21 protein-coding genes and 2 pseudogenes are annotated in these 23,350 nt (G+C 67.8%); 11 read left to right on the top strand and 12 right to left on the bottom strand.

The annotated features are described in order from the left end of the window. Window positions 1-129 precede the first annotated feature (129 nt). On the top strand, window positions 130-753 hold the full coding sequence (locus tag VK92_RS14505; RefSeq protein WP_021159929.1) for a glutathione S-transferase family protein: 624 nt from the start codon (window positions 130-132) through the stop codon (window positions 751-753). Window positions 754-833: 80 nt separating this feature from the next. Here the strand turns inward: VK92_RS14505 and VK92_RS14500 are convergent, their stop codons facing one another. Both VK92_RS14500 and VK92_RS14495 read right to left on the bottom strand, forming a co-directional pair. Then, window positions 834-2,243, bottom strand: a complete 1,410-nt coding sequence (locus VK92_RS14500) for a serine hydrolase domain-containing protein (protein ID WP_048023516.1) — start codon at window positions 2,241-2,243, stop codon at window positions 834-836. Window positions 2,244-2,435: 192 nt separating this feature from the next. Beyond that, a pseudogene (locus VK92_RS14495) lies at window positions 2,436-2,720 on the bottom strand (hypothetical protein); the annotation flags it as partial. A gap of 88 nt (window positions 2,721-2,808) precedes the next feature. Between VK92_RS14495 and VK92_RS14490 the strand changes: the two are divergent. The 5 genes from VK92_RS14490 to VK92_RS14475 all read left to right on the top strand — a co-directional run bounded on the left by VK92_RS14490 (window position 2,809) and on the right by VK92_RS14475 (window position 7,011). Then, window positions 2,809-3,228, top strand: coding sequence for an HIT family protein (locus tag VK92_RS14490; protein ID WP_048023513.1), 420 nt, complete (start codon window positions 2,809-2,811; stop codon window positions 3,226-3,228). A 254-nt stretch (window positions 3,229-3,482) separates the two neighbouring features. After that, window positions 3,483-3,647, top strand: a complete 165-nt coding sequence (locus VK92_RS42455; RefSeq protein WP_165589125.1) for a hypothetical protein — start codon at window positions 3,483-3,485, stop codon at window positions 3,645-3,647. Window positions 3,648-3,803: 156 nt separating this feature from the next. Further along, window positions 3,804-4,463, top strand: a complete 660-nt coding sequence (locus VK92_RS14485; RefSeq protein WP_048023511.1) for a methyltransferase family protein — start codon at window positions 3,804-3,806, stop codon at window positions 4,461-4,463. Between the two features lie 378 nt (window positions 4,464-4,841). After that, on the top strand, window positions 4,842-5,279 hold the full coding sequence (locus VK92_RS14480) for a hypothetical protein (RefSeq protein ID WP_027790397.1): 438 nt from the start codon (window positions 4,842-4,844) through the stop codon (window positions 5,277-5,279). Between the two features lie 895 nt (window positions 5,280-6,174). Further along, a complete protein-coding gene (locus VK92_RS14475; protein ID WP_048023509.1) occupies window positions 6,175-7,011 on the top strand; it encodes a bifunctional allantoicase/(S)-ureidoglycine aminohydrolase in 837 nt (278 codons plus the stop codon). A gap of 465 nt (window positions 7,012-7,476) precedes the next feature. On the opposite strand, the gene VK92_RS14470 is transcribed toward VK92_RS14475, so the two are convergent. Next, on the bottom strand, window positions 7,477-8,412 hold the full coding sequence (locus VK92_RS14470) for a LysR family transcriptional regulator (RefSeq protein WP_048023508.1): 936 nt from the start codon (window positions 8,410-8,412) through the stop codon (window positions 7,477-7,479). Between the two features lie 357 nt (window positions 8,413-8,769). Between VK92_RS14470 and VK92_RS14465 the strand changes: the two genes are divergently transcribed. Genes VK92_RS14465 through VK92_RS14455 form a run of 3 tightly spaced genes read left to right on the top strand, consistent with a single transcriptional unit; the run spans window position 8,770 to window position 11,589 of the window. Further along, window positions 8,770-10,206: an NAD-dependent succinate-semialdehyde dehydrogenase gene (locus tag VK92_RS14465; RefSeq protein WP_048023506.1), complete on the top strand. Its 1,437-nt coding sequence runs from the start codon at window positions 8,770-8,772 to the stop codon at window positions 10,204-10,206. Window positions 10,207-10,219: 13 nt separating this feature from the next. After that, window positions 10,220-10,597 (top strand): carboxymuconolactone decarboxylase family protein, encoded by a 378-nt coding sequence (locus VK92_RS14460; protein WP_021164021.1) that lies wholly within the window; start codon window positions 10,220-10,222, stop codon window positions 10,595-10,597. Continuing rightward, entirely contained in the window at window positions 10,594-11,589 is a 996-nt protein-coding gene (locus tag VK92_RS14455) for an NAD(P)H-quinone oxidoreductase (RefSeq protein WP_048023504.1), read from the top strand. The genes VK92_RS14460 and VK92_RS14455 overlap by 4 nt, the downstream gene beginning before the upstream one ends. A 174-nt stretch (window positions 11,590-11,763) precedes the next feature. On the opposite strand, the gene VK92_RS14450 is transcribed toward VK92_RS14455, so the two are convergent. Then, entirely contained in the window at window positions 11,764-12,114 is a 351-nt protein-coding gene (locus VK92_RS14450) for a VOC family protein (RefSeq protein ID WP_048023503.1), read from the bottom strand. 173 nt (window positions 12,115-12,287) lie between these two features. Continuing rightward, on the bottom strand, window positions 12,288-13,082 hold the full coding sequence (locus VK92_RS14445; protein WP_048023502.1) for an aminoglycoside phosphotransferase family protein: 795 nt from the start codon (window positions 13,080-13,082) through the stop codon (window positions 12,288-12,290). A gap of 236 nt (window positions 13,083-13,318) precedes the next feature. On the opposite strand from VK92_RS14445, the gene VK92_RS14440 reads away from it, so the two are divergent. Beyond that, window positions 13,319-15,439 carry a penicillin-binding protein 1A gene (locus VK92_RS14440; protein ID WP_048023586.1) on the top strand — a complete coding sequence of 707 codons (2,121 nt, stop codon included), beginning with the start codon at window positions 13,319-13,321 and terminating at the stop codon, window positions 15,437-15,439. Window positions 15,440-15,447: 8 nt separating this feature from the next. Continuing rightward, window positions 15,448-16,059: a trimeric intracellular cation channel family protein gene (locus VK92_RS14435; RefSeq protein ID WP_048023500.1), complete on the top strand. Its 612-nt coding sequence runs from the start codon at window positions 15,448-15,450 to the stop codon at window positions 16,057-16,059. Between the two features lie 29 nt (window positions 16,060-16,088). On the opposite strand, the gene VK92_RS14430 is transcribed toward VK92_RS14435, so the two are convergent. The 7 genes and pseudogenes from VK92_RS14430 to VK92_RS14405 form a co-directional block, all read right to left on the bottom strand. After that, complete coding sequence (locus VK92_RS14430; protein WP_048023499.1) at window positions 16,089-16,472, bottom strand: VOC family protein; 384 nt, start codon at window positions 16,470-16,472, stop codon at window positions 16,089-16,091. A 104-nt stretch (window positions 16,473-16,576) separates the two neighbouring features. Next, a complete protein-coding gene (locus tag VK92_RS14425; protein WP_048023498.1) occupies window positions 16,577-17,398 on the bottom strand; it encodes a heme ABC transporter ATP-binding protein in 822 nt (273 codons plus the stop codon). A gap of 19 nt (window positions 17,399-17,417) precedes the next feature. Then, window positions 17,418-18,506: a FecCD family ABC transporter permease gene (locus tag VK92_RS14420; protein WP_048023497.1), complete on the bottom strand. Its 1,089-nt coding sequence runs from the start codon at window positions 18,504-18,506 to the stop codon at window positions 17,418-17,420. A 15-nt stretch (window positions 18,507-18,521) separates the two neighbouring features. Continuing rightward, entirely contained in the window at window positions 18,522-19,403 is an 882-nt protein-coding gene (locus VK92_RS42450) for a heme/hemin ABC transporter substrate-binding protein (protein WP_197092543.1), read from the bottom strand. Between the two features lie 24 nt (window positions 19,404-19,427). Continuing rightward, window positions 19,428-20,516 (bottom strand): annotated as a pseudogene (locus tag VK92_RS42445) (hemin-degrading factor); the annotation flags it as partial. A 49-nt stretch (window positions 20,517-20,565) separates the two neighbouring features. Beyond that, entirely contained in the window at window positions 20,566-22,836 is a 2,271-nt protein-coding gene (locus VK92_RS14410) for a TonB-dependent hemoglobin/transferrin/lactoferrin family receptor (RefSeq protein ID WP_048023495.1), read from the bottom strand. Window positions 22,837-23,104: 268 nt separating this feature from the next. After that, window positions 23,105-23,332 (bottom strand): hypothetical protein, encoded by a 228-nt coding sequence (locus tag VK92_RS14405; protein WP_048023493.1) that lies wholly within the window; start codon window positions 23,330-23,332, stop codon window positions 23,105-23,107. Window positions 23,333-23,350: the final 18 nt, after the last annotated feature.

Here is a 23,350-nt window from a genome sequence, read left to right as displayed (position 1 = left end):
CCCCGAAGGAAGTTCCCCAGGGGAAAAGGACGGAGGTTCCCGGAGCAAACCTGCTAAATTCGGCGTGAATGCGTTCGTGGCGCGTCGTGCGCCCCGAACGCTCCGCATCCGACCTCACAAGGAGACTGCATGCTGCACATCCTCGGCAAGATTCCGTCCATCAACGTCCGCAAGGTGCTGTGGCTGTGCACCGAACTGAACCTGCCGTTCGAACAGGAAGACTGGGGCGCGGGCTTTCGCACGACCAACGATCCGGCCTATCTCGCGCTGAACCCGAACGCGCTCGTGCCCGTCATCAAGGACGACGATTTCGTGCTCTGGGAATCGAACACGATCATCCGCTACCTCGCGAACCGTTACGGCGGCGACGCGCTGTATCCGGCCGAGCCGCAGGCGCGTGCGCGGGTCGACCAATGGATCGACTGGCAGGGCGCGGACCTGAACCGCTCGTGGGTCGGCGCGTTCCTCGGCCTCGTGCGGAAATCGCCCGATCACCAGGATCCGGCCGGCATCGCGCAGTCGATCGCAGGCTGGACGAAGCACATGCAGGTGCTGAACGCACAGCTCGAAAAGACGGGCGCATACGTGGCCGGCGACACGTTCACGCTCGCGGACATTCCGATCGGCCTGTCGGTCAACCGCTGGTTCGGCACGCCGTTCGAGCATCCGGAATTGCCGGCGGTGTCGCGCTATATCGAACGTCTCGCGACGCGCGAAGGCTTCAAGCAATACGCGGGCAGCGCGAATCCGTAAGGCCGGCCGGTAGCGCGTGAGGCGGCCGTGTTGCAATCGCTGCCGCTTCACGCCTGATTCATCGATCCACGTACCCGTCGTCACGCGCCGGGCGCCGGCACCGCGTCGAGCACGCGCGCAAGAAACGCCTCGTGGTTCCACGCGGATTCCGGCCGCGACAGCCCGAGCCGCACGACCACCAGTTGACGGCTCGGCACCACGCTCACGAACTGGCCTTCATGGCCGACCGCATGAAACGCGTCGGCCGGCATCGCGACCGCGTGCGGATCGCGATCGTTGAACGGCTCCGGCACCTTGACCCACAGCTGCGCGCCGTATTCCTGGCGCGACGACTGCGGCGTCGCGCGCGTCAGGTAGCGTACCCAGCCGTCCGGCAGCAGCCGCTGCCCGTCCCACACGCCGTCCTGCAGCAGAAGCTGCCCGAAGCGCGCCCAGTCGCGTGCGCTCGCATACATGTACGACGCACTGACGAGTGTGCCCGACACATCGGGCTCGAACACCGCGCTGCGCATGCCGAGCGGCGCGAACAGCGCGCGACGCGGAAACGCGAGGTAGTCGTCCTCGCCGCCGCCCAGCGCTTCGCGCATCACGCGCGCGACGATCGCGCTCGTCCCGCTCGAGTAAGACCACTGCGTGCCGGGTGTCGCCGCGAGCGGCTTCGCCGATGCGAACCGCGCGGTATCGGGCTGCGTGAACAGCATCAACGCGACGTCGGACAGCGGGTCGTCGTAGTCCTCGTTGAATTGCAGGCCGCTCGTCATCCGCAGCAGCTCGTCGAGCGTGATGGCCGCGCGCGGATCGCCGCTGCCGCGCCATTCGGGCAGCAGCGCCGACGTATCGGGCGACAGCTTGTGCTGCGCGACGAGCGCGCCGGCCAGCGCGGCCGTCACGGTCTTCGTCATCGACCAGCCGGGCAGCGGCGTGTCGGCCGTGAAGCCGGGCGCATAGCGTTCGGCGATCACCTGGCCGCGCCACATCACGACGACCGCGCGCGTGCGCCGCGGTCGTGCCGGATCGGGCTCGTCGAACGCGCGGTCGAGCGCGGTCTGCAGTTTCCGTGCGTCGATGCCGGCCGGCGGCGTGGACGGTGCGGCTGGTGCGGGCTGCGCGGGCGGCGGATCGGGGAGGGGTGCCAGCGCGGCCGGCAATGCGGCGGGCGACGGCCCGATCGCGAGCGTGCAGCCGAGCCCGGGCCGGAAGTCGGCTTCGCGCCGGGCGAAGCCGGCGAAGGTCGCCACGGCGCGATGACGGTCGGGATCGATCGACGGGCGGACCAGTTTCAGCAGCGGATGCACGCCGGCCATGATGTCGACGTCGATCACGGACGCGGCAGGGCGGCCCGATACGTACACGCCGGAACACAGCGCCTTCGCCGCATAACCGGTCGCGACCGGCGCGAGCCGGGACAGCATGTAGCCCGTGTAGCCGATCGCGGCGACGGCCGCGAGCGCGACGCCGCGCAGGATCGGCTTCTTGAAGGGGATCGTCATGCGCGGGTGTCCTCGGTTGTCTGAAGGCGGAACACGAACCGGCAGTGTCGCAGGTTCGGGCCGGCGGTGGCAATCGCGAGGGGCGGCGATGCCGGGCAGCGTCGACAGCGCGCAGATGGCCCGGCATGTGCGAATCGTGTGTGTCGATCGCGGATGTCGAACGGGCCGCGCGCGGCCCGTTCAAGCGGCGCATCACTGCGTGTTGTTGTCGTCGGAGCGCAGGGTCCGGACCGTCGCGATATTCGTGTTGTCGTCGACGGCCGCGAATTGCCGCTGGCCTTTGCTGCCGTGCCCGAACGCCAGGCCGAACGCGGCCCCTGGAACGGTGTCGACCTGCATTTGCGCGACGAAGCGCCCGTCCACCGTGAATTCGACGATCTCGCTCGGCTGCTGCGGGGCGGCGTTGACCGCGTCGCCGTTCGCGGTCACGAGATGCCCGTTCGATGCGAGCGCCAGCGTGAGCGAGCCTGACAAGTTGAAATCCGACCCGTCGCCGGCCGATAATCGTCGGGCATTGCACTCCCGCTTTACCGCTTTCCCAGTCCAACCGATATCGGAAACCGACATGCCCTACGACAACAACAACCCGTTCGCCAGAATCCTGCGTGGCGAACTGCCTTGCGTGAAGGTCGCGGAAGACGACACGACGCTCGCGATCATGGATCTGATGCCGCAGGCCGACGGCCACGTGCTCGTGATCCCGAAGGAGCCGGCCGCACAGATCTTCGACTTGTCCGGCGATGCAGCCGCGGCCGGCATCCGCATGACGCAGCGCGTCGCGGCGGCGGTGCGCGCGGCGCTCGAGCCGGACGGCGTGTTCATCGGCCAGTTCAACGGCGCGGCAGCCGGCCAGACGGTTCCGCACGTGCACTTCCATGTGATCCCGCGCTGGGAGGGCGCCGAGCTGCGGATGCACGCGCGCGAGATCGCCGACGCGGCGACGCTCGAAGCGCTCGCGCAGCGCATTCGCGCGCGCTTCGTGTAACGCGTCGATTGCACGCGGCACGGCGCGCGGCGGCACACCGGCCGGCCGCCGCGCCCTCGTCTGTTTCAGCGGTCATGCGAGGTAACACGTGTAACCGGCGGCGAAACTCGTCCCGGCCGACCCGGCGCTAGACTCGGCGCATTGCTTCATCGAGCGACAGGAAGGGCGGATTGCCTCTTCGTGCCGGCCGTCGCACCTCGCGACGACGCGGCGTTCGCGAGGTGCCATTCGTCTTTCGCGCCGGGAATCGAGCCATGTCCAGACTTCTCATCACGCTTGCCCTGATCGGCGGCCTGTCCGGCTGCTACGTCGCGCCGCCGTACGGCTACGCGCCCGCGCCGGCCTACTACGGTTATGCGCCGGCGTATTACGCGCCGCCTGTCAGCGTCGGGATCGGCGGCCACTTCCGCATCCGCTGATCCGGCACCGGGCGCGGGCCCCGGCCGCCCGGGCCAGGGTCGTGGCGTTGTGCCGGACGATGCGCGCGGATTCGCGCGCTGCATGACGGCGGTGCGCTGCGCGGCGTGCGCGCGGTTCCTATACTTCACAGGAAAGCGCACTCCGGCGAGGCAGTCATGACAGTCACCCGCAAGGTCGCCGCCCTGTCAGGCATCTCCACGCTCGTTTATCTCGGGCTCGCGGTGCTCGGCAGCGGCGGGTTCGCGGCCTTCTTCTCGCATCCGCCGCTGACCGTCGTCGTCGTCGCGACACTCGCGATGGCCGTCGCGGCGATGTTCACCGAAGGCAACCTGAGCAGCGGCGAGCGCGAGAACCGCGACAACCGCTGGGTGCTCGCGGCGTTCGCGGTGAGCGGGTTCCTGCTGGCCTACCTGCCCGCGCTGACCGACCGGCTCGACTTCTGGACCTTCGGCGGCGACGCGGTGCGCTGGGCCGGCGTTGCGCTCTACATCGCGGGCGGCGTGCTGCGCATCTGGCCCGTGTTCGTGCTCGGCAAGCGCTTCAGCGGGCTCGTCGCGATCCAGCCGGGCCATACGCTCGTGACCGACGGCGTCTACCGCCGCATCCGCAATCCGAGCTATCTGGGGCTGCTCGTCAATTCGGTCGGCTGGGCGCTCGCGTTCCGCTCGGGTGTCGGCGTGCTGCTGGTCGTGTTGACGATGATCCCGCTCGTCGCGCGTATCCGCTCCGAAGAGGCGCTGCTGCGTGCGCAATTCGGTGCCGAGTACGACGCGTATTGCGCGCGAACCTGGCGGCTGCTGCCCGGCGTGTACTGACCCCCTTCATTTTTCCCGGATGGTCGTTTCCGGGCCCGCTCACGACACGTGCCCGATGTGTTGCCACGTGTGTCGCAAACGGGCGACGCCCCGCATGGGCGACCCGTCGCTGCGCAGGGCCGGAACCTCGGCAGAGCCAATGCCGGCGCGGGTTTGCGGGCATTCTGGTGCGGGCGTTTGGGGGCGCCTGTTCGTAAACAACTTGTTACCAGAATGTCGACGGCAAGGATGCGGGACCGGTGCTATTCTTCGCCGCAAGCTCATTGAAATGAATTGGTCCGCGGTTCGGCACAATGCCGGATCCGACGTCGATCGATTCAGATCGTCGTACCGAGCGGACCTTCGATAACCAGATTGCGAACAAGGAAGAATACGGGAATGTGGAAGAAAATCGCCCCCGCTCTCGTCGTCGCCGCGCTGACCGGCGCGACTGCGCTGCCGGCCCTGGCAGGTGACATGAACAACGCGCTTGGCGGCGCGCTCGGCGGGGTAGCCGGCGCAGCGGTCGGCGGTGCGCTCGGCGGCAGCACGGGCTCGGTGATCGGCGGCGCCATCGGCGGCGGCGCAGGCGGCGCGGTGACGTCGAACCGTCGCGAGCGCACCGGCGCGATCATCGGCGGCGCCCTCGGCGGCGGCGCAGGCACCGCGGCAGGCAACGCGATGGGCGGCCGCACGGGCGGCCTGCTGGGTGCGGCGGTCGGCGGCGGCGCCGGCGCGGCGCTCGGCGGCAACATGTCGCGCAGCTCGTACGAGCGCGATCATGGCGATCGTGGTTATCGCCACCGCAAGCATCGTCACCATCGCGACTGGGACTGATCGCCGCCCGCGCGGCACGGTGCGCGAACCGCGCACCGGCGCGTAGACGGCGTCGGTTTCCGACGCGAGATTCGGCCCGGCGGCCTGCCGGGCCGCCATCGCCGGCCAGACCGGCGAACATTTTCCGGCTTCACCAGCCGCGGCCGGATGCCCGATCGACGGGTCGGCCAGTTTCCCCTCCTCGCAGCATTTCTCCGTTTTCCCGGCTACACCGCCTCTCGCGACGGAATGCGTTCGCGCAGCGTCGACATCCTTGGCGTTCCGTTCGACCCCCGTTCGATCCGCGTTCTGCCCCGTTGCCCCGTTCCGGTCCGACGACGGCTCATGATCGGTGCGGAGCGGTTCGTAGCCTTGCACGCTTCGGCGCACGCCAATCTGCGTAACCGGATGTATCGCGACCCGCGTGCGTGACCGGCATGACCGCAGTTGCATACCCGCGCCTCCAGCGCCGCCGACGTGTGTTTGCGCGGCCCCGCCCGTCAGGATTTCCCGGATAGCCAGACCGTCGCGCCACGCTCCGTCACCGCGTATCGCGGGTGCCGACAGGTAGTGGGAAATCGAATGGAATCCATCGCAACATTTAATTGGTCGATTGCGAACGACTTCGCTATCGTCGGCGATGCTCGCGTACGGCGTCGAACCGTGCCGCCGGCCGCGCGTCGCCGCATGAACGCGAGCGCCACGGCCCGGCCGCCGGCCCCACACAAACATGGGCCGCTGCGTCCGATGAACCGGACGAACCCGTCGCGAAGCCTGGCCGACCGAACGAAGGCGCATGCGCCTTCAAGCCACCCCGGCAACGATGTCCCGCCGCCGCATGCGTGCCCCACGCGCATGCGTGCCGCCCGATGCCGTTGGCGCCCGGGGCCGGACCAACCCATTGCCTGGATGCACTATGTCTAAGACAACGTATTACGCGCCGCACGGCGGCCACCCGCCGCAGACCGATCTGCTGACCGATCGCGCGATGTTCACCGAGGCGTACGCGGTGATCCCGAAGGGTGTGATGCGCGACATCGTCACGAGCTGGCTGCCGTTCTGGACGAACACGCGCCTGTGGGTGATCGCCCGCCCGCTGTCGGGTTTCGCGGAAACCTTCTCGCAGTACATCGTCGAAGTGAACCCGGGCGGCGGCAGCGACAAGCCGGAGCAGGACAAGAACGCCGAAGCCGTGCTGTTCGTCGTCGAAGGCGAAGCCGAGCTGACGCTGCAGGGCACGAAGCACGTGCTGAAGCCGGGCGGCTACGCGTTCATTCCGCCGGGCGCGGACTGGACGCTGCACAACGTCAGCGATGCCGCGGTGCGTTTCCACTGGGTGCGCAAGCATTACCAGGCCGTCGACGGCATTCCGCTGCCGGAAGCATTCGTGACCAACGAGCAGGACGTCGAGCCGATCCCGATGCCGGGTACCAACGGCGCATGGGTGACGACGCGCTTCGTCGACATGAGCGACATGCGCCACGACATGCACGTGAACATCGTGACGTTCGAACCGGGCGGCGTGATTCCGTTCGCTGAAACGCACGTGATGGAGCACGGGCTGTACGTGCTCGAAGGCAAGGCCGTCTATCGCCTGAACCAGGACTGGGTCGAGGTCGAAGCGGGCGATTTCATGTGGCTGCGCGCGTTCTGCCCGCAGGCATGCTATTCGGGCGGCCCTGGCCGCTTCCGCTACCTGCTGTACAAAGACGTGAACCGTCACATGAACCTGACGCTGAATCCGGCGCGCTGAAGCGCCGTGCAAGTCGGACAAGAAAGGCCGCCGGTGGAAGCCGGCGGTTTTTTTTCGGGCGCTTCGTGGGGCGGAACGTCGGCGGACAAGCTGTACCACAACCCGAATCCGAACCCGCACCGTGCGAAGGCGTCGCGCGCGGTCGTCGAAGAGACATGAGGCCGCAAGCGCCAGGAGGCCTGAAATTGCGCCCGTTGGGGATACGGTAACCACTCGTATGCGGGTACGCGTCGCCCAACGCTGTCAGGGCACCAACGACCAGCGCATTGCCGCATACGCCGTTGGCGGAACGTCGGCGAACGGCTGCAATGGATCGGGAACCGGTCGCGACACATCGAGTCCGGCACGAGCGGCACGGTATGCGGATTCGTCGGTCCGCCGTAATGGCAGTGTCACAACCGCATACGCTCAATGCGAGGAGGGCGGCACCGCGAAACCGGATACCCATGCCGACAGCGAAGTGGCTCATGAGACCGTGATGGCGAGCTCCTCCGCATACGCATTCAACTGGTCACCTACCCGCACCTTCAGTACATCGATGAACCGTTTGATTTTCGCATCGACGAACTGACGGGACGAATACATCGCATACACGTTGCGCTGAGCGGTGTGGAATTGAGGCAGGACACGAACGAGCGATCCTTTACGCAAATCGTCGATTGCCGAGAAGGCGGCGATCAGCCCGATTCCGGCGCCTTCCTGCAGCACAGTGGACATGGCATCCATGTCGTTGACACCGAAGTACGATCCCGTCGGACGATACACCGCGTCACCGGCCCTGCCTTGCAGATGCCACTCGTCGGGTGCGTAATCGACCGTGCTGAGGAGCACGCACGTGTGATCGGCGAGATCTTCCACGCATTCGGGAGCCGGATGCCGTACCAGATAATCGGGCGATGCCGCCAGAACGCAGTGGCTTGCACCGATCTTCTGGCTCACATACGCCGAGTCCGGCAGGGTGCGCGCAATCACGATCGCCACGTCGAGCTGCTCTTCCAGCAGATTCGGCATTCGCTGCGACAGCATGAGATCGACCGATACTTCCGGGTATGCGCTTCGATAGGCCAGCACGGCTTGCGAAACCAGTCGACGACCCAATCCGGGAACCGCGTGCACGCGTAATACACCGCGCGGCTCCAGGAGCGCATCGCGGGCTTCCGCTTCTGCCTGCTCGATGTCCGACAGGATCGCAACGCTGCGCTCGTAAAAACGTCGCCCCGCATCGGTGACCACGAGCCGTCGCGTCGAGCGCTGCAGCAACCGCGTATTGAGATTGTCCTCGAGTACCGAGACCGCTCGGGAAATGTTGCCGACCGTCGTATCGAGGTGGTTTGCGACAGCCGTGAAACTGCCCATCTCGACCACTTTCGCAAACACCGACATGGTGTGAACCTTGTCCATTACGCACCCTGGTTTTGAATTTTTCGTCGAATCGCTGCGTTTCGGCCCGCGCGAGCCAGTGATCATAGAGCGCGCGCCTGTTCCATGCAGTCAGCGCGCAAGAGCGTGTCGTTTTTGCGCATCCTTTCAATATGCCCTCATGCCGGCAGGGGATTTTCTCTCCCGAGACAAGATTCATTCTTTCCGGCCCCTCTAAGTTGCCGCCGGCTTCACCCCTAGACTGGGTCCCGAAGTCAGGCAGTCAGAACACGGACGTTTGAAACCCGAGCTCGGCCCGACACGGCGTGGCGCGGTTCCCCTATCCGGCTCGCGGCGAACACATATTGAATCGTATTCCTAACCATAGAAGGCAATACCATGGACATCAGTTACGACGCACTTCACCTTTTCATCAACGGCGAATGGATCGGCGCGAGCGAACGCGAAACGGCGCCGGTGATCAATCCCGCCACGCAAATCGAGATCGGGCGCGTGCCGCTGGCGACGGCAGCCGACCTGGATCGCGCCCTGCAGGTCGCCGCCCAGGCGTTCGACGTCTGGCGCAATACCGTGCCGGCCGAACGCGCGCGCATTCTCAAGCGCGGGGCGGAGCTGATGCGCGAGCGCGCCGAGCACATCGCGACCGTCATGACGCTCGAGGAAGGCAAACCGCTGGCGGAAAGCCGCGACGAAGTCCTGCGGGCCGCCGACTATTTCGAATGGTTCGCCGAAGAGGCGCGTCGCATCGACGGCCGCGTGGTGCCGTCCAACCGCCCGGGTGTGCAACAGCTCGTGAAGAAACAGGCGATCGGGCCTGTCGCCGCCTTCACGCCGTGGAATTTTCCGGCGATTACCCCGGCGCGCAAGCTGTCCGCCGCACTCGCCGCCGGGTGCAGCGTCATCATCAAACCCGGCGAGGAAAGCCCCGCAACGGCGCTCGCGCTGGCACGCGCACTGGATGACGCCGGTTTGCCGAAGGGCGTGCTTCAAGTCGTGTTCGGCGTGCCCGACGAGGTGTCGAAGCACCTGATCGCTTCCCCGGTCATCCGGAAGGTGACGTTCACGGGCTCGGTGCCGATCGGGCGTCTGCTGTCGGCGCGCGCAGCCGAAGGCGTCAAGCCCATCACGCTGGAGCTGGGCGGCCACGGGCCCGTCCTCGTATTCAACGATGCGGATGTCGAGAAGGCCGCGGTCGAAGGCGCGGCGAACCGCTTTCGCGGGACGGGCCAGATCTGCATCTCGTCGACGCGCTTCCTGATCCAGCGCGAAGTCTACGACGCGTTCGTCGGGCACTTCGTGCGTGCCGCCAACGCGCTCAAGGTCGGGAACGGCATGGATGCGGGCACGCAGGTCGGGCCGCTGGCCAATCCGCGCCAGCTCGCCAAGATGGAGGAACTCATCGCCGATGCGGTGGAACGTGGCGCAACGGTTCTCGCCGGCGGAAAGCGCATCGACGGCGAAGGGTACTTCTTCGAGCCCACGGTGCTGGCCGACGTCCCGAAGGACGCGCGCGTGATGCACGAAGAGCCGTTCGGCCCGATCGCGGTGCTGATGCGCTTCGATGCGCTCGCCGACGGGCTCGCCGAAGCGAACCGGTTGCCGTACGGGCTCTCCGCCTATGCGTTCACGAGCAGTGCGCGCACGGCCATCGATGTGGCAGACGGTCTTGAAGCCGGCATGATCGGCATCAACCAGTACCGCATCGTCTCGACCGAACTCCCGTTTGGCGGCATGAAGGAAAGCGGCCATGGTTCGGAAGGCGGCGCCGAGGGCATCGAGTATTACCTGACACGCAAATTCATCAGCCAGGTTTAAAGGGAGCATCGACATGTCTCACGCAGATTTCAGCAGCCCGCGGGAAGCCGCACGCGCCTTTACGCCGACGCTCTCGGCATTCGTCGACGACACGCTCTATCCGCGCATCTGGAACGACCCGGCGCTGTCGCCGCGCGACCGCAGCCTCGTGACCGTCGCCGCGCTGATCGCGGGCGGCCATCTCGACGAGTTGCCGGCGCACCTGCGTCGTGCCGTGACGAACGGTGTCACGCGGGAAGAGCTGTCGGCGGCCATCACTCACCTCGCGTTCTATGCGGGGTTTCCCGCGGCGATCTCGGCATCCGCCGCGGCGCAGGCAACGCTTGGCGCGCAACCTCGGTCCGACGATGTTGCCGGCCATTCATCCACGACGCAGGAAGGTGTGAAATGAAAGCCATCACGTTCAGCGAATTCGGCGAGGCCGAGGTTCTCCAGCTCGCGGAGGTCCAGGCACCCGAGGTTCGTCCCGACGACCTGCTGGTGCGCGTCCATGCCGCAGGCGTGAATCGCGCGGATCTTACGCATCGGCGAGGAGGATACGGCCGGCCGAACTTCGGCGACTCGACGATCATGGGGCTCGAAATCGCCGGCGAGGTGATCGAGACCGGACCTTCCGTTCAGGGTTACAAGGTCGGTGATCGTGTCATGGGCGTAGTGGGCGGCGGGGCCTATGCAGAACTGGCGCGCATCGACTGGAGAATGGCGATGCCCATTCCCGCAACGATCGACTACGTGCACGCGGCTGCGATACCGGAAGTCTTCGTCACTGCGCACGAAGCGTTGTTGCATCTTGGCCGGTTGCAGCATGGCGATTCGGTGCTGGTTCACGCGGCGGCGGGCGGGGTGGGTTCCGCGGCAGTGCAGCTGGCCTACGCAACCGGCGCGACGATATTCGCGACCGCCGAAGCTTCGAAGCTGGAACGGATCGTTCAACTGGGTGTGGACCATGCGATCGGCTACAAGACGCAGGACTTCGCGGAAGTCATCGCCGACAAGACAGACAAGCGCGGTGTCGACGTGGTTATCGACTTCGTCGGTGCACCGTATTTCGCGCGGAACATCGCATCGCTCGCAAACGGAGGGCGGCTGGTGCAGGTCGGCATTCTGGGTGGGGGCGGCGACGTGAGCGTGAGCCTCGAGCAGATCCTGTACCGTCATCTGCAAATCATCGGCACGGTGATGAAGTCGCGCGACCAGCGCGAGAAACATGCAATGGTCCGGCGGTTTCGTGAACATTGGCTGGACCGCTTTGCGGGAGGGGCGGGCCTGGAACCGGTCGTCGACAGCGTGTTTCCTCTCGCCGATGCCGCGGCTGCCCATCGACGGATGGAGTCGGCCGTGAACGTCGGAAAGATCATCCTGACGATGGGCGAAAACGCCTGACGTGGCGTTTGCTCATGTCGGATGCCGGTGCATGAAGCTGTTGGGCAGGTGAGCGGAGCGAAGCGACCACCCGGCCGGATTGCGTGATCGACATTCGTCGCAACTCTTGCAACGGCCCTTCGTCGCCGCGAAGCGGTCGTTCGCAGGACGTGCGATGAAGTGGAAAGCCGCGGGCTAGTCGCGGCACATGCAAAGCTCGAACTCGTGTCCGTCGGGGCTGCTCAATACAATGCTTTTCATGGACTCGATCTTCAATCCGTCCATCACGATGGAGGCTCCGTTTTCTGTTGCCCGCTTCACGAATTCGTGAAGCGCCTTTTCTTCGAACTCGAAGACAGGGACGGAGCCGCTACCTTTTATCTCGTCTCCGAAATCGTTTAACAAAAGGCCCAGTCTGCTTGTGCCGATCATGAATTCGGTCCACTTGCCGGACCGCTTGAGCGGTGCGTATCCAAGTAGCCGCTCCCAGAAAGAAGCGGACGTCTCCATATCACTCACCTTCAAATACACGGTCCGAAGTTTCATGACGTGTCCCGGAAATGGATGCGAATCGAATGTATCAGACGCCAAAATAATTGGTTCACGGCAGCGTCGGCCTGGCTCATGCAGTGATTGACGCTCGAGCACGATGCGCCGGGCGCGACCGTCCATCAGCGGGCGTGCGTTACCGGCCCCGTTTTCATGGCCGGTGCGTATCGCTACAGATCGAGCGCGATTGCCGCGAGTCGCGCAACCTGCAACCGCGTGTCGGGCAGCAGGTCATCCTCCATCAGCCACACGGCCGACAGGCCCGCCCACGCGAGAATCCACTGCAGCAGCCGACGGCGATCGAGTCGCGCGGCATCGGCCACGCACACGACGCGTTGCGTGAAGCGCGCCGGATCGACGGCGATCTCGTGCGCGGGATTGCAGAACAGGTTCGCGTAGTCGAACGCACGATCGCCGCGCAACCCTTTCGGGTCGATCGCGAGCCAGCCGCGATCGCCGAAATGAAGAATGTTGTCGTGATGGATGTCGCCGTGCAGGACGACTTCGTCGACGGGCGGCCCGGCCAGCAGCTCGTGCGCGATCGTTGCCGAGCGATGCAGCACGTCGTTGCCGATGTCGTCCGACAGCAGCGAACGGAACCAGTCGCGCAACGGCACGACCGAAACCGGCTCCGGCGCGCGATGCGCGTGCAGCCGTGCGACGACGCCGCATGCGATGCGCATCGTGTCGTCGTCGTGACCCGATGCGGACAATTGGGCCAGCGACGGCGCGGGCTGCGCGCGCTCGAGCAGGATCGCGTCGCTGTCGTGCTGCCACACCTGCGCCGCGCCGTGCCCGTTCCACCACGTCATCAGCGCGTTGCCGCGCCGCTCTTCGTCGCAGGTGGCGACCTTCAGCATCGCAGGCCGCGCCTGCCAGAGAACGGGCAACAGGCCGCCGCTCGCGGTCAGGATCGGGCCGCCGTCGGGTACGAGGCCCCACAGGGCGAGGTATCGATCGAACATCCCACGATGCTACAGGCGAAACGGATCGCGCGCAGCGCGGTTCTCCCGGCCGTGTTTGACGTGCCCGCATGATCGACGTGAGCGGCCCGACGCACTTTCCTAAATAAAATTTAGCCTGCCAAACTTTGGCTAAAGAATGTTCCGGTTTCGTGCGATCCCTTCGACAATGCGCGCCTTTCGTGACGGTCGGTGCATATCGCGCGCCGGCCGTCGCAGCATCGAAGAAGGAGCCCGACATGACCGACCACACCGCATCCCCTCCGCCGCCGCCCGTGCCGCCGCCGCGCCGCCGTCGCGCATGGCGCACGCTCGCGGGCGCGCTGCTCGGCCTGACGCTCGCGTGCGCGGGCATCGGCGCATGGACGATCCATCGCATCTGGACGCAGCTGCCGTCCGTCGAGCACCTCGCCGTCTATCGTCCCGCGCTGCCGCTGCGGATCTTCTCGCGCGACGGCGACCTGCTCGCCGAATACGGCGTCGAGCGGCGCGAGTTCGTGCCGCTCGAACGCATCCCGCCGCTGATGCGGCACGCGCTGCTCGCGGCCGAGGACGCGAAGTTCTATCAGCACGGCGCGGTGGATGTCGGCGGCCTCGCGCGTGCGACGTTTGCGAACGTCGTGACGGGGCAGCCGGGGCAGGGCGGCAGCACGATCACGATGCAGGTCGCGCGCAACTTCTACCTGACGCGCGACAAGGTGCTGAGCCGCAAGCTCGCCGAGATCCTGATGGCGGCCAAGCTCGAACGCGAATACAGCAAGGACAAGCTGCTCGAGCTGTACATGAACGAGATCTACCTGGGTGAGCGCGCATACGGTTTCGCGGCGGCGGCGAACGTGTATTTCGGCAAGCCGCTCGACGCGCTGAACGCGGGCGAGGCGGCCGTGCTCGCGGGGCTGCCGAAGGCGCCGTCCGCGTTCAACCCGGTTGTCAATCCGGCGCGCGCGACCGCGCGGCGCAACTACGTGCTCGGGCGGATGCATGCACTCGGCCAGCTCGACGACGCGACGTACCGTGCGGCCGTCGACGCGCCGATCGCGCTGGCGACCACGCCGCCGCCCGGGATCGTCGCCGCGCCGTACGTCGCCGAACGCGCGCGGCGCATGATGGTCGAGCGTTTTCACGACGACGCCTATACGCTCGGCCTCGACGTGACGACGACGATCTCGATGCGCGACCAGCGCGCGGCCGAAGCCGCGCTGCAGCGTCAGCTGAGCCGGCAGCCGGGCGCGAAGCGCGATGCGCGCAACGGGCTCGAAGGCGCGCTCGTGTCGCTCGATGCGGCCACCGGCGACATGCTCGCGCTCGTCGGCGGCGCGGATTTCAATCGCAACGTGTTCGACCATGCGCTGCAGGCGTATCGCCAGCCGGGTTCGAGCTTCAAGCCGTTCGTCTATTCGGCCGCGCTGGAAAAGGGCTACTTCCCGGGGGTACTCGTCGACGATACGCAGCGCACGCTCACCCATGAGGAAACCGGCGCGCGGCCGTGGCGTCCGCGCAATTTCGGCAACCGCTACGAGGGTTTCATCCCGGTGCGGCGCGGGCTCGTGCGCTCGAAGAACCTGGTCGCGGTCAGCCTGATGCAGGCCACCGACGCGCGCTACGTGCAGCAGCACGCGGTGCATTTCGGCTTCGACGCGCAGCGCAATCCGGCGTCGCTGCCGCTCGCGCTCGGCGCGGGCGCGGTGACGCCGCTCGAACTCGCGAGCGCGTACAGCGTGTTCGCGAACGGCGGGACGCGAATGGAGCCGCGCCTGATCCTGTCGGTGAAGCAGCGCCACGGCGGCGCGATGTACGAGGCCACGACGCCGGAAGGTGCGCGCGTCGTGTCGGCGCGTAACGCGTTCTTGATGGACAGCATGCTGCGCGACGTCGTGAAGGCCGGCACCGCGCGCGGCGCGCTCGCGCTGCGCCGCGACGACGCGGCCGGCAAGACGGGCACGTCGAACGGGTCGAAGGATGTGTGGTTCGCCGGCTACTCGTCGGGTATCGTCGCGGTCGCGTGGCTCGGCTACGACACGCCGCGCCCGATGGGGCGCGCGACCGGCGCGACGCTGGCGCTGCCGGTCTGGCTCGACTACATGAAGACGGCCGTCGACGGACGCACGCCGGTCGATGCGACGCCGCCGCAGGACGTCGCGCTCGTCGACGGCGATTTCGTCTACGCCGAATACACACGCGGTACCTGCACGGCCGACGTGCCGGCGTATATCCGCAGCCGCTTCGCGTGCGGCGGCGCGGCGGCACAGGACGCCTCCGATGTGCCGGCCGGTAGCGGCAAACCCGACGCGCCGATGCCCGCGGCCGTCGACGCGGCCGAGCGCGAACGCGTGCTCGACCTGTTCCGTACCGACGACTGACGCGCACCATGCATACGCTTTATCTGATTGCGATCGTCGCGGAAGCGATGTCGGGTGCGCTGATGGGCATGCGGCGCGGGATGGACCGCTTCGGGCTCGCGCTAGTCGGCGCGGTGACGGCGCTCGGCGGCGGCACCGTGCGCGACGTGTTGCTCGGCCACTATCCGCTCGGCTGGATTGCGCATCCCGAGTACCTGGTGATCACGCTCGCCGCGGCAACCGTCGCATCGTGGGCCGCCCGGCACGTCGCGCGAATGAAGACGCTGTTCGTCACCGTCGACGCGATCGGCCTCGCCGCGTTCACGATCATCGGCTGCGACATCGGCGCGTCGACCGGCGCCGCGCCGATCATCGTCGTGCTGGCCGGCGCGATCACCGGCGTGTGCGGCGGGATGCTGCGTGACCTGCTGTGCAACGAGATGCCGCTGATCCTGCGCGAGGAACTGTACGCGAGCGTCGCGTTCGTGACGGGCGCGTTGTATGTCGGGATGCAGCATCTCGACGTCGATGCGGGCGCGGCGACCGTGGTCGCGCTGGCAGCCGGTTTCTCGATGCGGATGCTGGCCGTGCGGCTCGGGTGGAAGATGCGGACCTTCGGCGCGGCCGACGTCGGGCATTGACGCGTGGCGGCGAGGCGGCGCGGCGGCGTTCAGTCCGGCTGCATCACCTGGAAGACATTGCCTTCCGGATCTATGCCGTCGAGCAGCCGGTACGTGAATCCGTCGAAGCGCTTGACGTCGCGCACGGTGACGCCGTCGCGCGCGAGGCGGTCGCGATGCGCGTCGATGTCGGCGTCGATCCGGAAGACGAGCTTCACGTTGTTCGTCGCGGGGGGCGCATTCGACGGCGCGGCCGCGTGGCGGAACGCCGGGCCCGCCAGATGCAGGGCGAGTTCGATCGCACCCGCGTCGAGCACCGCCCATTCACCGTCGATTTCCTCGATGACAGGCAGATCGAAATGGCGTTGATAGAACGCCTTCAGCAGCGTGACGTCCTGGACGTACAGGATGATGCGGGTCATCGGAAGCGGCATGGGGTTTCCTCGAAGGGGAAGCGCGAAGCGCGAATGAGGTCGCTTGAAAGTCGAACGTGCTGATCAACGGGCAGGAAGCGGCCGCCCGGCATGCGCCCGCGGCGTCACGCCGGGACCATGACCGGCGGCGCACCGTCGCCGGTTTCCACCATCTTCACGGAAAACCCGTAGCACTGCGCGATATGCGCGGGCGTCATCACGTCGCGCGGCGTGCCGTGCGCGACGATCGTGCCGTCGGCGAGCATCGCGATCGTATCCGCGTGCCGCGCGGCGAGGTTCGGATCGTGGACGATCGCGAGCACGCCGAGCCGCCATTCGCGCGCGACCGAGCGTACGGTGTCGAGCAGCCGGTGCTGGTGCGCGAGGTCGAGCGCGGCGGTCGGTTCGTCGAGCAGCAGGTAGCGCGGGCCGCACTCCGTTGCTTCGTCGTCCGGCCATAACTGCGCGAGCACGCGCGCGAACTGCACGCGCGCGAGTTCGCCGCCCGACAGCGTCGTGACGTCGCGGCCGACGAGCGCGTCGGCGCCCGCGCGTTCGAGCGCGCGCCACGCGATGTCGCGATCGTGGTGCGACGTCGCGCCGCTGCGCCGCGCATGCGGATAGCGGCCGAGCAGCACGATTTCGTCGACGCTGAACGGGAAGGCCGGTTGCGCGGCCTGCGGCAGCACCGCGCGCAGGCACGCGAGGCGCGGCGCGTCGATGCGCGCGAGCGGTTCGCCGTTCAGCGTGATGTCGCCGGTCACGCGCACGCCGTTCGGCGCGACGCTGCCGGTCAGCTCGCCGGCGAAGGTCTTCAGCAGCGTGCTCTTGCCCGCGCCGTTGCGGCCGAGCAGCGCGGTCACGCGGCCCGGTTCGATCGACAGCGACAGGTCGCGAAGGATGGCGTTGTGGCGGCGCGCGACGTCGAGATGGTGAGCGGTCAGCATGGTCGTCGTGAAGAAAGGGTTACCCGCCGAGCGCGCCGCGGCTTTTCCACAGCAGCGCGAGAAAGAACGGTGCGCCGAGCAGCGCGGTCAGCACGCCGAGCGGAATGTCGGCCGGCGCCGCGACCGTGCGCGCGGCGAGATCGGCGGCGAGCGTCAGCAACGCGCCGAGCAGCGCGGCGCCGGGCAGCACGACGCGCTGGTCGGGGCCGCACGCGAGGCGCACGCAATGCGGCGCGACGAGCCCGATGAAGCCGATGATGCCGGCGCACGATACCAACGCGCCGACCGCGAGCGCGACCGCGACGAGCACGCGCCGCTTCAGCCGCTGCACGGGCACGCCGAGGTGCAGCGCCTCGGTTTCGCCGAGCTGCAACGCGTTCAGCGCGTCGCGTTCGCGTGCGAGCAGCACGCAGCCGATCGCGACGCACGGCGCGACGGCCGCGAGCGCGGACCATTGCGCGCCGCCGAGGCTGCCGAGGCTCCAGAAGGTCAGCGAGCGCAGCTGCGCATCGTCGGCGACGAACGTGAGCAGCCCGATCGCCGCGCCGGCCAGCGCATTGATCGCGATGCCGGCGAGCAGCAGCAGCGGCAACGCGAGCCGGCCGCGCGACGCGGCGAGCCGGTAGACGAGCGCGGCGACCGCGAGCGCGCCCGCGAACGCGGCGACGGGCAACGCGGCGGCACTTGCGTGTGCGGCGAACAGCGCAGGGCCGAGCACGATCATCGTGGTCGCGCCGAGTGCCGCGCCGCTCGACACGCCGACGAGCCCCGGATCGGCGAGCGGGTTGCGGAACAGTGCCTGCATCGCGGCGCCGGCCGCGCCGAAGCCGCCGCCGACCAGCAGTGCGAGCGCGACGCGCGGCGCGCGGATGTCGAGCAGCACCGCGCGCGCCTGCTGCGCGGCGGCGTCGCCGGTCAGCGCGGCCCAGGCTTCCGTGAGCGGAATGCGGTATGCGCCCACGCACAGCGCGACGACGGACATCGCACACACGAGAACGGCAAGTGCGGTGAGCGCGAACGGCGCGAAGCGGCGCGACGTGCCCATGCGCGCGGCGCCGGAGCGCGACGCGGGCGACGGGGCGGGGAAGGGCGAAGCATGAGCGGGCATCGGGGCGATCCGGAATCAGGCGAGTGCATCCGACAGCCGTCGGTGCAGGGTCGTGACGGCGAGCGGCAGGCGTGGGCCGAAGCCGAGCAGGAACAGGGCATCCAGCGACACGACGCGTTGCGCGCGGCCGGCCGGCGTCGCGCCGAAGCCGGGCGTGGCGAGCAGCGCCGCGCGCCCGCCGACGGCCGCGAGCCCTTCGTCGGAAATCAGCACGACGTCGGGCGCGGCGGCGGCGAGCGCCTCGGTCGTCAGCGGCTTGTAGTGATCGAAACCCTGCATCGCGTTGCGTGCGCCCGCGTAGCGGATCATCGCGTCGGCGGCCGTGCGCTGGCCGGCGACGAGCGCCTGGTTGCCGGTATGGTTCAGCACGAACAGCACGCGCGGCGGCTGCGCGCCGCCGGGCGCACGGGCAGCGACCGCGTCACGCGCGGCCTGCCAGTCGCGGTCGAAACGGTGCAGCAGCGCGGTGCCCGCGTCGCGCACGTCGAGCGCCTGCGCGACGCCCGTGATCTTCGCGCGGGCCGATTCGACGTCATGCCGTTCGTCGAACGTCGTCACCGCGACGCCGGCGCCTTTCACCTGCGCGATCGCGGTGGGCGGCCCGGCTTCCGCCGACGCGAGCACGAGATCGGGCCGCAGCGACAGCAGCCCCTCTGCCGACAGCGCACGCTGGTAGCCGACTTTCGGCAAACGCTTCGCGGCATCGGGATACGTGCAGGTCGTGTCGGCGCCGACGAGCCGGTAGCGCGGCGTCTCGGCGCCGCCGAGCGCGAACGCGGTTTCCGCGAGTGCGCCGCCGATCACGACCACGCGCTTCGGCGCAGCCGGTGCAGCCTGGGCGAGCACGCTGCCGGGCAGCGCGCCGGCGAGCGCGCCGGCCGCCGCGCCCGCCAGCATCGCGCGGCGGCGCGGATCGAACGGTCGCGCGCCTCCGCGTGCCGCGGCCGGCAGCGTTGCGACGAGCGCGCGCCAGTCGTCGCGTTCGACCTTGCCGGGCTTGCGCTCGCCGAACAGCAGCGCGACGTGGTCGCCCTGCCGGTCGAACAGCTCGAGCGACGTGACGATGCCGTCGCTCGTCGGCTTCTTCACGACCCACGCGGCGGCGATCAGGTCCTCGCGCACGTGCAGGTTGAAGCCCGGATCGAGCACGTTGATCCACGCGCCGACCTCGCGCACGTTCGCGACCGGGCCCGTATGAATCTGGATCATCCCCGCGTTGCCGACGAACACCATGATCGGCTGCCCGCTCTGGGCGGCCTGTTCGAGCACGTGGCGCAGCGCATGCGCGGTTTCGACCGGATACGCGTATTGCGGATCGGCGAGGCGCAGCGCCTGCATGCGGCTCACGCCGAAGCGCTGCGTGATGCCGAAGAACTGGTGCGTGTCGGTCATCGCGTCCCACGCGGCGCGAAAACCCGCGACGTCGATCTCGGTGTCGGCGCGCTCGGGCGTTTTCGGCGCGGCGGCCGCGACCTCGAGTCCCGGCTCCTGCGACGGCGCGCGCCAGCGCTCGACGAACGCGTCGTACGCGGCGTGGTCGCTGTGCGCGCGCAGGTAGACCTTGTGAATCGCATGTCCCTGCGCGTCGAAGAACTGCAGGCTCTTCAGCGGGCCGTGCGCGGTCTCGTCGCGCACCGCGAACGCCGACACCCAGTGACGATAGAAGATGCGCAGGTCGATATCGCCGAGCGCGAGGCCGACGGGCCCGTCATGGCTCATCTGCGCATATTCGCCGTCCTTCTCGTGGACGGCCGTATCGTTGCGCGTGAGCGCCATCACGCGGCCGAGGCGCGGCATTTCCTCGAACATCGCCGGAAAGCGCGCGTCGAGCCGCACGACGTGCTCGCCGACGAACGCGGCGAGCGCCTCGCCTTCGCTGACGCCGAGCGCCTGCGCGACGTCGCGGTTGCGCAGCTGGCGCTCGGTCTTGAGCTTGACGAATGCGTCGCGCAGCGCGGCGGCCGCGCGGGCCGGCGTGGCCGGTTGACCGGGAAGGGCGGATTGCATCATGTCGGACTCCTTCGAGTAACGGTTGAGGTGGTTGCGCGGGCGGCGCGCATCAGAAATCCACTTTCATGCTGACGGCGACCGTGCGTCCGGACGACGTATATGCATCGAGCACCTGCGAATCGGCTGCGATGCCGCGCACGTCCGACCAGTTCCAGTATTTGCGGTCGAACAGGTTGCGGATGCCGACCGTCGCGCTCACGTGCTTGTTGAAGCGGTAGCCGCCGCGCAGGTCGACGACGAACGACGACGGCGGCGAGAAGCACGTCTTGTTCGAACAGTCGGACTTGTCGATGTCCTTGTCGCGTTTCGCGGCCTGGAACAGCAGGTCGGTCTGCACGAACCAGCGTTCGGTCGGTTCGTAGCGCACGCCGAACACGGCGGAGAACGGGTTGACGGTGTTGAGCGGCTGGCTCGCCGCGCCGTCGTTCTGCGTCGAGCCCTTCGTGAACGCCATCGCCGTCTTCAGCGTGATGCCGTTCGGCATCACCCATTCGGCGCGGCCTTCGAGGCCGTGGATGCGCGCGTCGGCGAAGTTCACGTACTGGAACACGGACGGGTCGGCCGGCCGGCCGCTGCCGGCGATCGTCGTGCGCGAGATGAAGTTGCGGTAGCGGCCCGTGAACGCGGCCGCGCTGTAGCGCACGACGCCGTAGCCGGTGCCGGCCTTGCCGCGCAGCCCGGCTTCGAAGGTATCGCTCGTCTCGGGCTTCAGGTTCGGATTGCCGATCGACGTGTAGCCGTACACCGGGTTCGAGAAACTGCTGTTCACCTGGTCGGGTGTCGGTGCGCGGAAGCCGTGCGCGTACTGCACGTACGGAATGACCGCCGGTGTGATCTCGTAGAGCACGGCGACGCGCGGCGACAGTTCGTTTGCGCTGGTCGACACGGCCTTGCCGGTGAACAGCGGATCGTTTGCGGTCGGGCTCAGCCGGTACGTGTCGAAGCGCAGGCCCGGCGTGACGAGCAGGCGGCCGTAGCCGATCTGGTCCTGCAGGAACGCACCGAACAGCGTGTAGTCGGTGTCGGGAAACGCCTTGTTCGGGAACGCTTCGCCGACGCCCGGCACCGTGCCGTCGCGCAGGTTCGTCACGCGCGACACGCTGCCGTCGACGCCATACAGCAGCTTGTGCGCGAACGGCCCGGTCGCGAAGCCGCTTTCGGCGAACGCCGAGCCGCCGAACGTGCGTTCCTTGTACTGGTTGTCGCGCGAACGCGATTTCAGCGGCGCGCCGCGCGTCTCGAACGCGTACTGGTCCTGCTTCGCGTCCTGGTAGTAGAACTGCACGTGCGCGGTCTGGAACCAGCGGAACGCATCGTCGCGGAAATCGTAGCCGACGCTGAAGCGGTTGCGTTCGAGCCGGTCGTTCGTCGTGAGGCCGAGCGTGGTCGGCGGATTGATCGCGGACAGCACGTTGGTGCTCACGCGCCGCTGCACCGTTTCGGCGGTGAGCTTGAACGTGTCGCGCGCGGTGGGCGTCAGTACGAGCTTGCCGAGCAGCGATTCCGAATAGACGTCCTGCGGATTCGACGTGGTGCGCAGCGTGCTCGCCGAGTTGTTGCTGCCGCGCGTGTCGACCTCGTGGCCGCGCCGCCCGTCGGCGATGATCATTCCCTGGACGCGATCGTTGCCGCCCGCGGCCGATACGGTCGCGCCGATGCTGCGGTCGGCCGAGTCGTAGCTCGGCCGAAACGAGAAGTAGGTGGGCTTGTTGTAGATCGACAGCAGGTCGCGCGGATCCTTCGTGATGAAGTTCACCGCGCCGGTCAGGCCGTCGCTGCCGTAGAGCGCCGACGCCGGCCCGCGCAGGATCTCGATGCGCTTGAGTGTGTCGAGATCGGCGTAGTCGCCGCGCCCCGCTTCGAGCGGGCCGAACGAAAACGCGTTCGGCAGGCGGATGCCGTCTTCCATCAGCAGCACGCGATTGCCTTCGAGGCCGCGGATGTTGATGCTCGAATCGCCGTCGCGGCCGCCGCCGAGCGCGGCGGTGCCGGGCCGGTACGCGGTGCGGCGCACCGTGATGCCCGGCTCGTAGCGCAGTGCATCCTTGATGTTGGTGGCCTGCTGCTCCTCCAGATCCTCGTCGGTGATCACCGAGACGGATGCAGCCGTGCGGCTCGTGGCCGTTGCGGTGCGGTTGGCCGTGACGGTGACGGGATCGAGCAGCGCCGCATCGCCGCGCGTGGACGCGGCAACGAGCAGGGTGGAAGGCGGGGTGGCGCCTTGCGGCGACGAATCGGCGTGAGCCGGGGCGGCGGACAGGCCGAACGCGCCGAACAGCGCGGCACAGATCGGCCGCCGCGCCAGCGTATAGCAATGCACAGGTGGTCTCCCATTGACGAAAACAAGCCCGAAGGCTGGCTGGGTGACGCGTTCACCTGGCTGGCCCGCCCGCGCACGGAATGCGGCGGGCGGCGAATTGAAAGGCAACTGATAATTTTGCCAGTGTAAATGAGAATTATTATCAATACAAGAACGAAAGGCGGCACGCGTGGGTGAGCGCTCACCTGCGCGGCTCGGGCCTGCCGTGGCGGGAAATACGGGAGAAGCGCGGGCCCCGGCGCAAGCCCGTCACGAGCGTGAACAGGCCCTAGGCGAGTGCTTCGATGCGGATCAGCAGGTTGCGTGCATGCGTGATGAACGCATCGTGCGTCGCGCGATCGCCGTGGCCTTCGAGGCCGGCCTGTTCGGCGAACGCGATCTGTTCGGTGTAGAGGTCGACGAGCGCACGGCGTGCGTCAGGGGGAAGCGCGCGGATCATCGACACGATCAGCAGTTCCTGCGCGCGAAGCGTGCCGGACAGCGTCTGGATGTTCATGCTGGCCTCCTCGGACGA

Source organism: Burkholderia sp. LK4, assembly GCF_001043615.1.
Classification (GTDB): domain Bacteria; phylum Pseudomonadota; class Gammaproteobacteria; order Burkholderiales; family Burkholderiaceae; genus Burkholderia; species Burkholderia cepacia.
This window is presented reverse-complemented; position numbering and strand designations above follow the sequence as displayed.

Coding starts and splice junctions, on each gene's coding strand:
- VK92_RS14480 (WP_027790397.1), top strand. CDS start 4,842: ATGTGGAAGAAAATCGCCCCCGCTCTCGTCGTCGCCGCGCTGACCGGC.
- VK92_RS14460 (WP_021164021.1), top strand. CDS start 10,220: ATGTCTCACGCAGATTTCAGCAGCCCGCGGGAAGCCGCACGCGCCTTT.
- VK92_RS14405 (WP_048023493.1), bottom strand. CDS start 23,332: ATGAACATCCAGACGCTGTCCGGCACGCTTCGCGCGCAGGAACTGCTG.
- VK92_RS14435 (WP_048023500.1), top strand. CDS start 15,448: ATGCATACGCTTTATCTGATTGCGATCGTCGCGGAAGCGATGTCGGGT.
- VK92_RS14445 (WP_048023502.1), bottom strand. CDS start 13,082: ATGTTCGATCGATACCTCGCCCTGTGGGGCCTCGTACCCGACGGCGGC.
- VK92_RS14465 (WP_048023506.1), top strand. CDS start 8,770: ATGGACATCAGTTACGACGCACTTCACCTTTTCATCAACGGCGAATGG.
- VK92_RS14505 (WP_021159929.1), top strand. CDS start 130: ATGCTGCACATCCTCGGCAAGATTCCGTCCATCAACGTCCGCAAGGTG.
- VK92_RS14455 (WP_048023504.1), top strand. CDS start 10,594: ATGAAAGCCATCACGTTCAGCGAATTCGGCGAGGCCGAGGTTCTCCAG.
- VK92_RS14490 (WP_048023513.1), top strand. CDS start 2,809: ATGCCCTACGACAACAACAACCCGTTCGCCAGAATCCTGCGTGGCGAA.
- VK92_RS14440 (WP_048023586.1), top strand. CDS start 13,319: ATGACCGACCACACCGCATCCCCTCCGCCGCCGCCCGTGCCGCCGCCG.
- VK92_RS42450 (WP_197092543.1), bottom strand. CDS start 19,403: ATGCTGGCGGGCGCGGCGGCCGGCGCGCTCGCCGGCGCGCTGCCCGGC.
- VK92_RS14430 (WP_048023499.1), bottom strand. CDS start 16,472: ATGCCGCTTCCGATGACCCGCATCATCCTGTACGTCCAGGACGTCACG.
- VK92_RS14485 (WP_048023511.1), top strand. CDS start 3,804: ATGACAGTCACCCGCAAGGTCGCCGCCCTGTCAGGCATCTCCACGCTC.
- VK92_RS14475 (WP_048023509.1), top strand. CDS start 6,175: ATGTCTAAGACAACGTATTACGCGCCGCACGGCGGCCACCCGCCGCAG.
- VK92_RS14420 (WP_048023497.1), bottom strand. CDS start 18,506: ATGCCCGCTCATGCTTCGCCCTTCCCCGCCCCGTCGCCCGCGTCGCGC.
- VK92_RS14450 (WP_048023503.1), bottom strand. CDS start 12,114: ATGAAACTTCGGACCGTGTATTTGAAGGTGAGTGATATGGAGACGTCC.
- VK92_RS14425 (WP_048023498.1), bottom strand. CDS start 17,398: ATGCTGACCGCTCACCATCTCGACGTCGCGCGCCGCCACAACGCCATC.
- VK92_RS42455 (WP_165589125.1), top strand. CDS start 3,483: ATGTCCAGACTTCTCATCACGCTTGCCCTGATCGGCGGCCTGTCCGGC.
- VK92_RS14500 (WP_048023516.1), bottom strand. CDS start 2,243: ATGACGATCCCCTTCAAGAAGCCGATCCTGCGCGGCGTCGCGCTCGCG.
- VK92_RS14470 (WP_048023508.1), bottom strand. CDS start 8,412: ATGGACAAGGTTCACACCATGTCGGTGTTTGCGAAAGTGGTCGAGATG.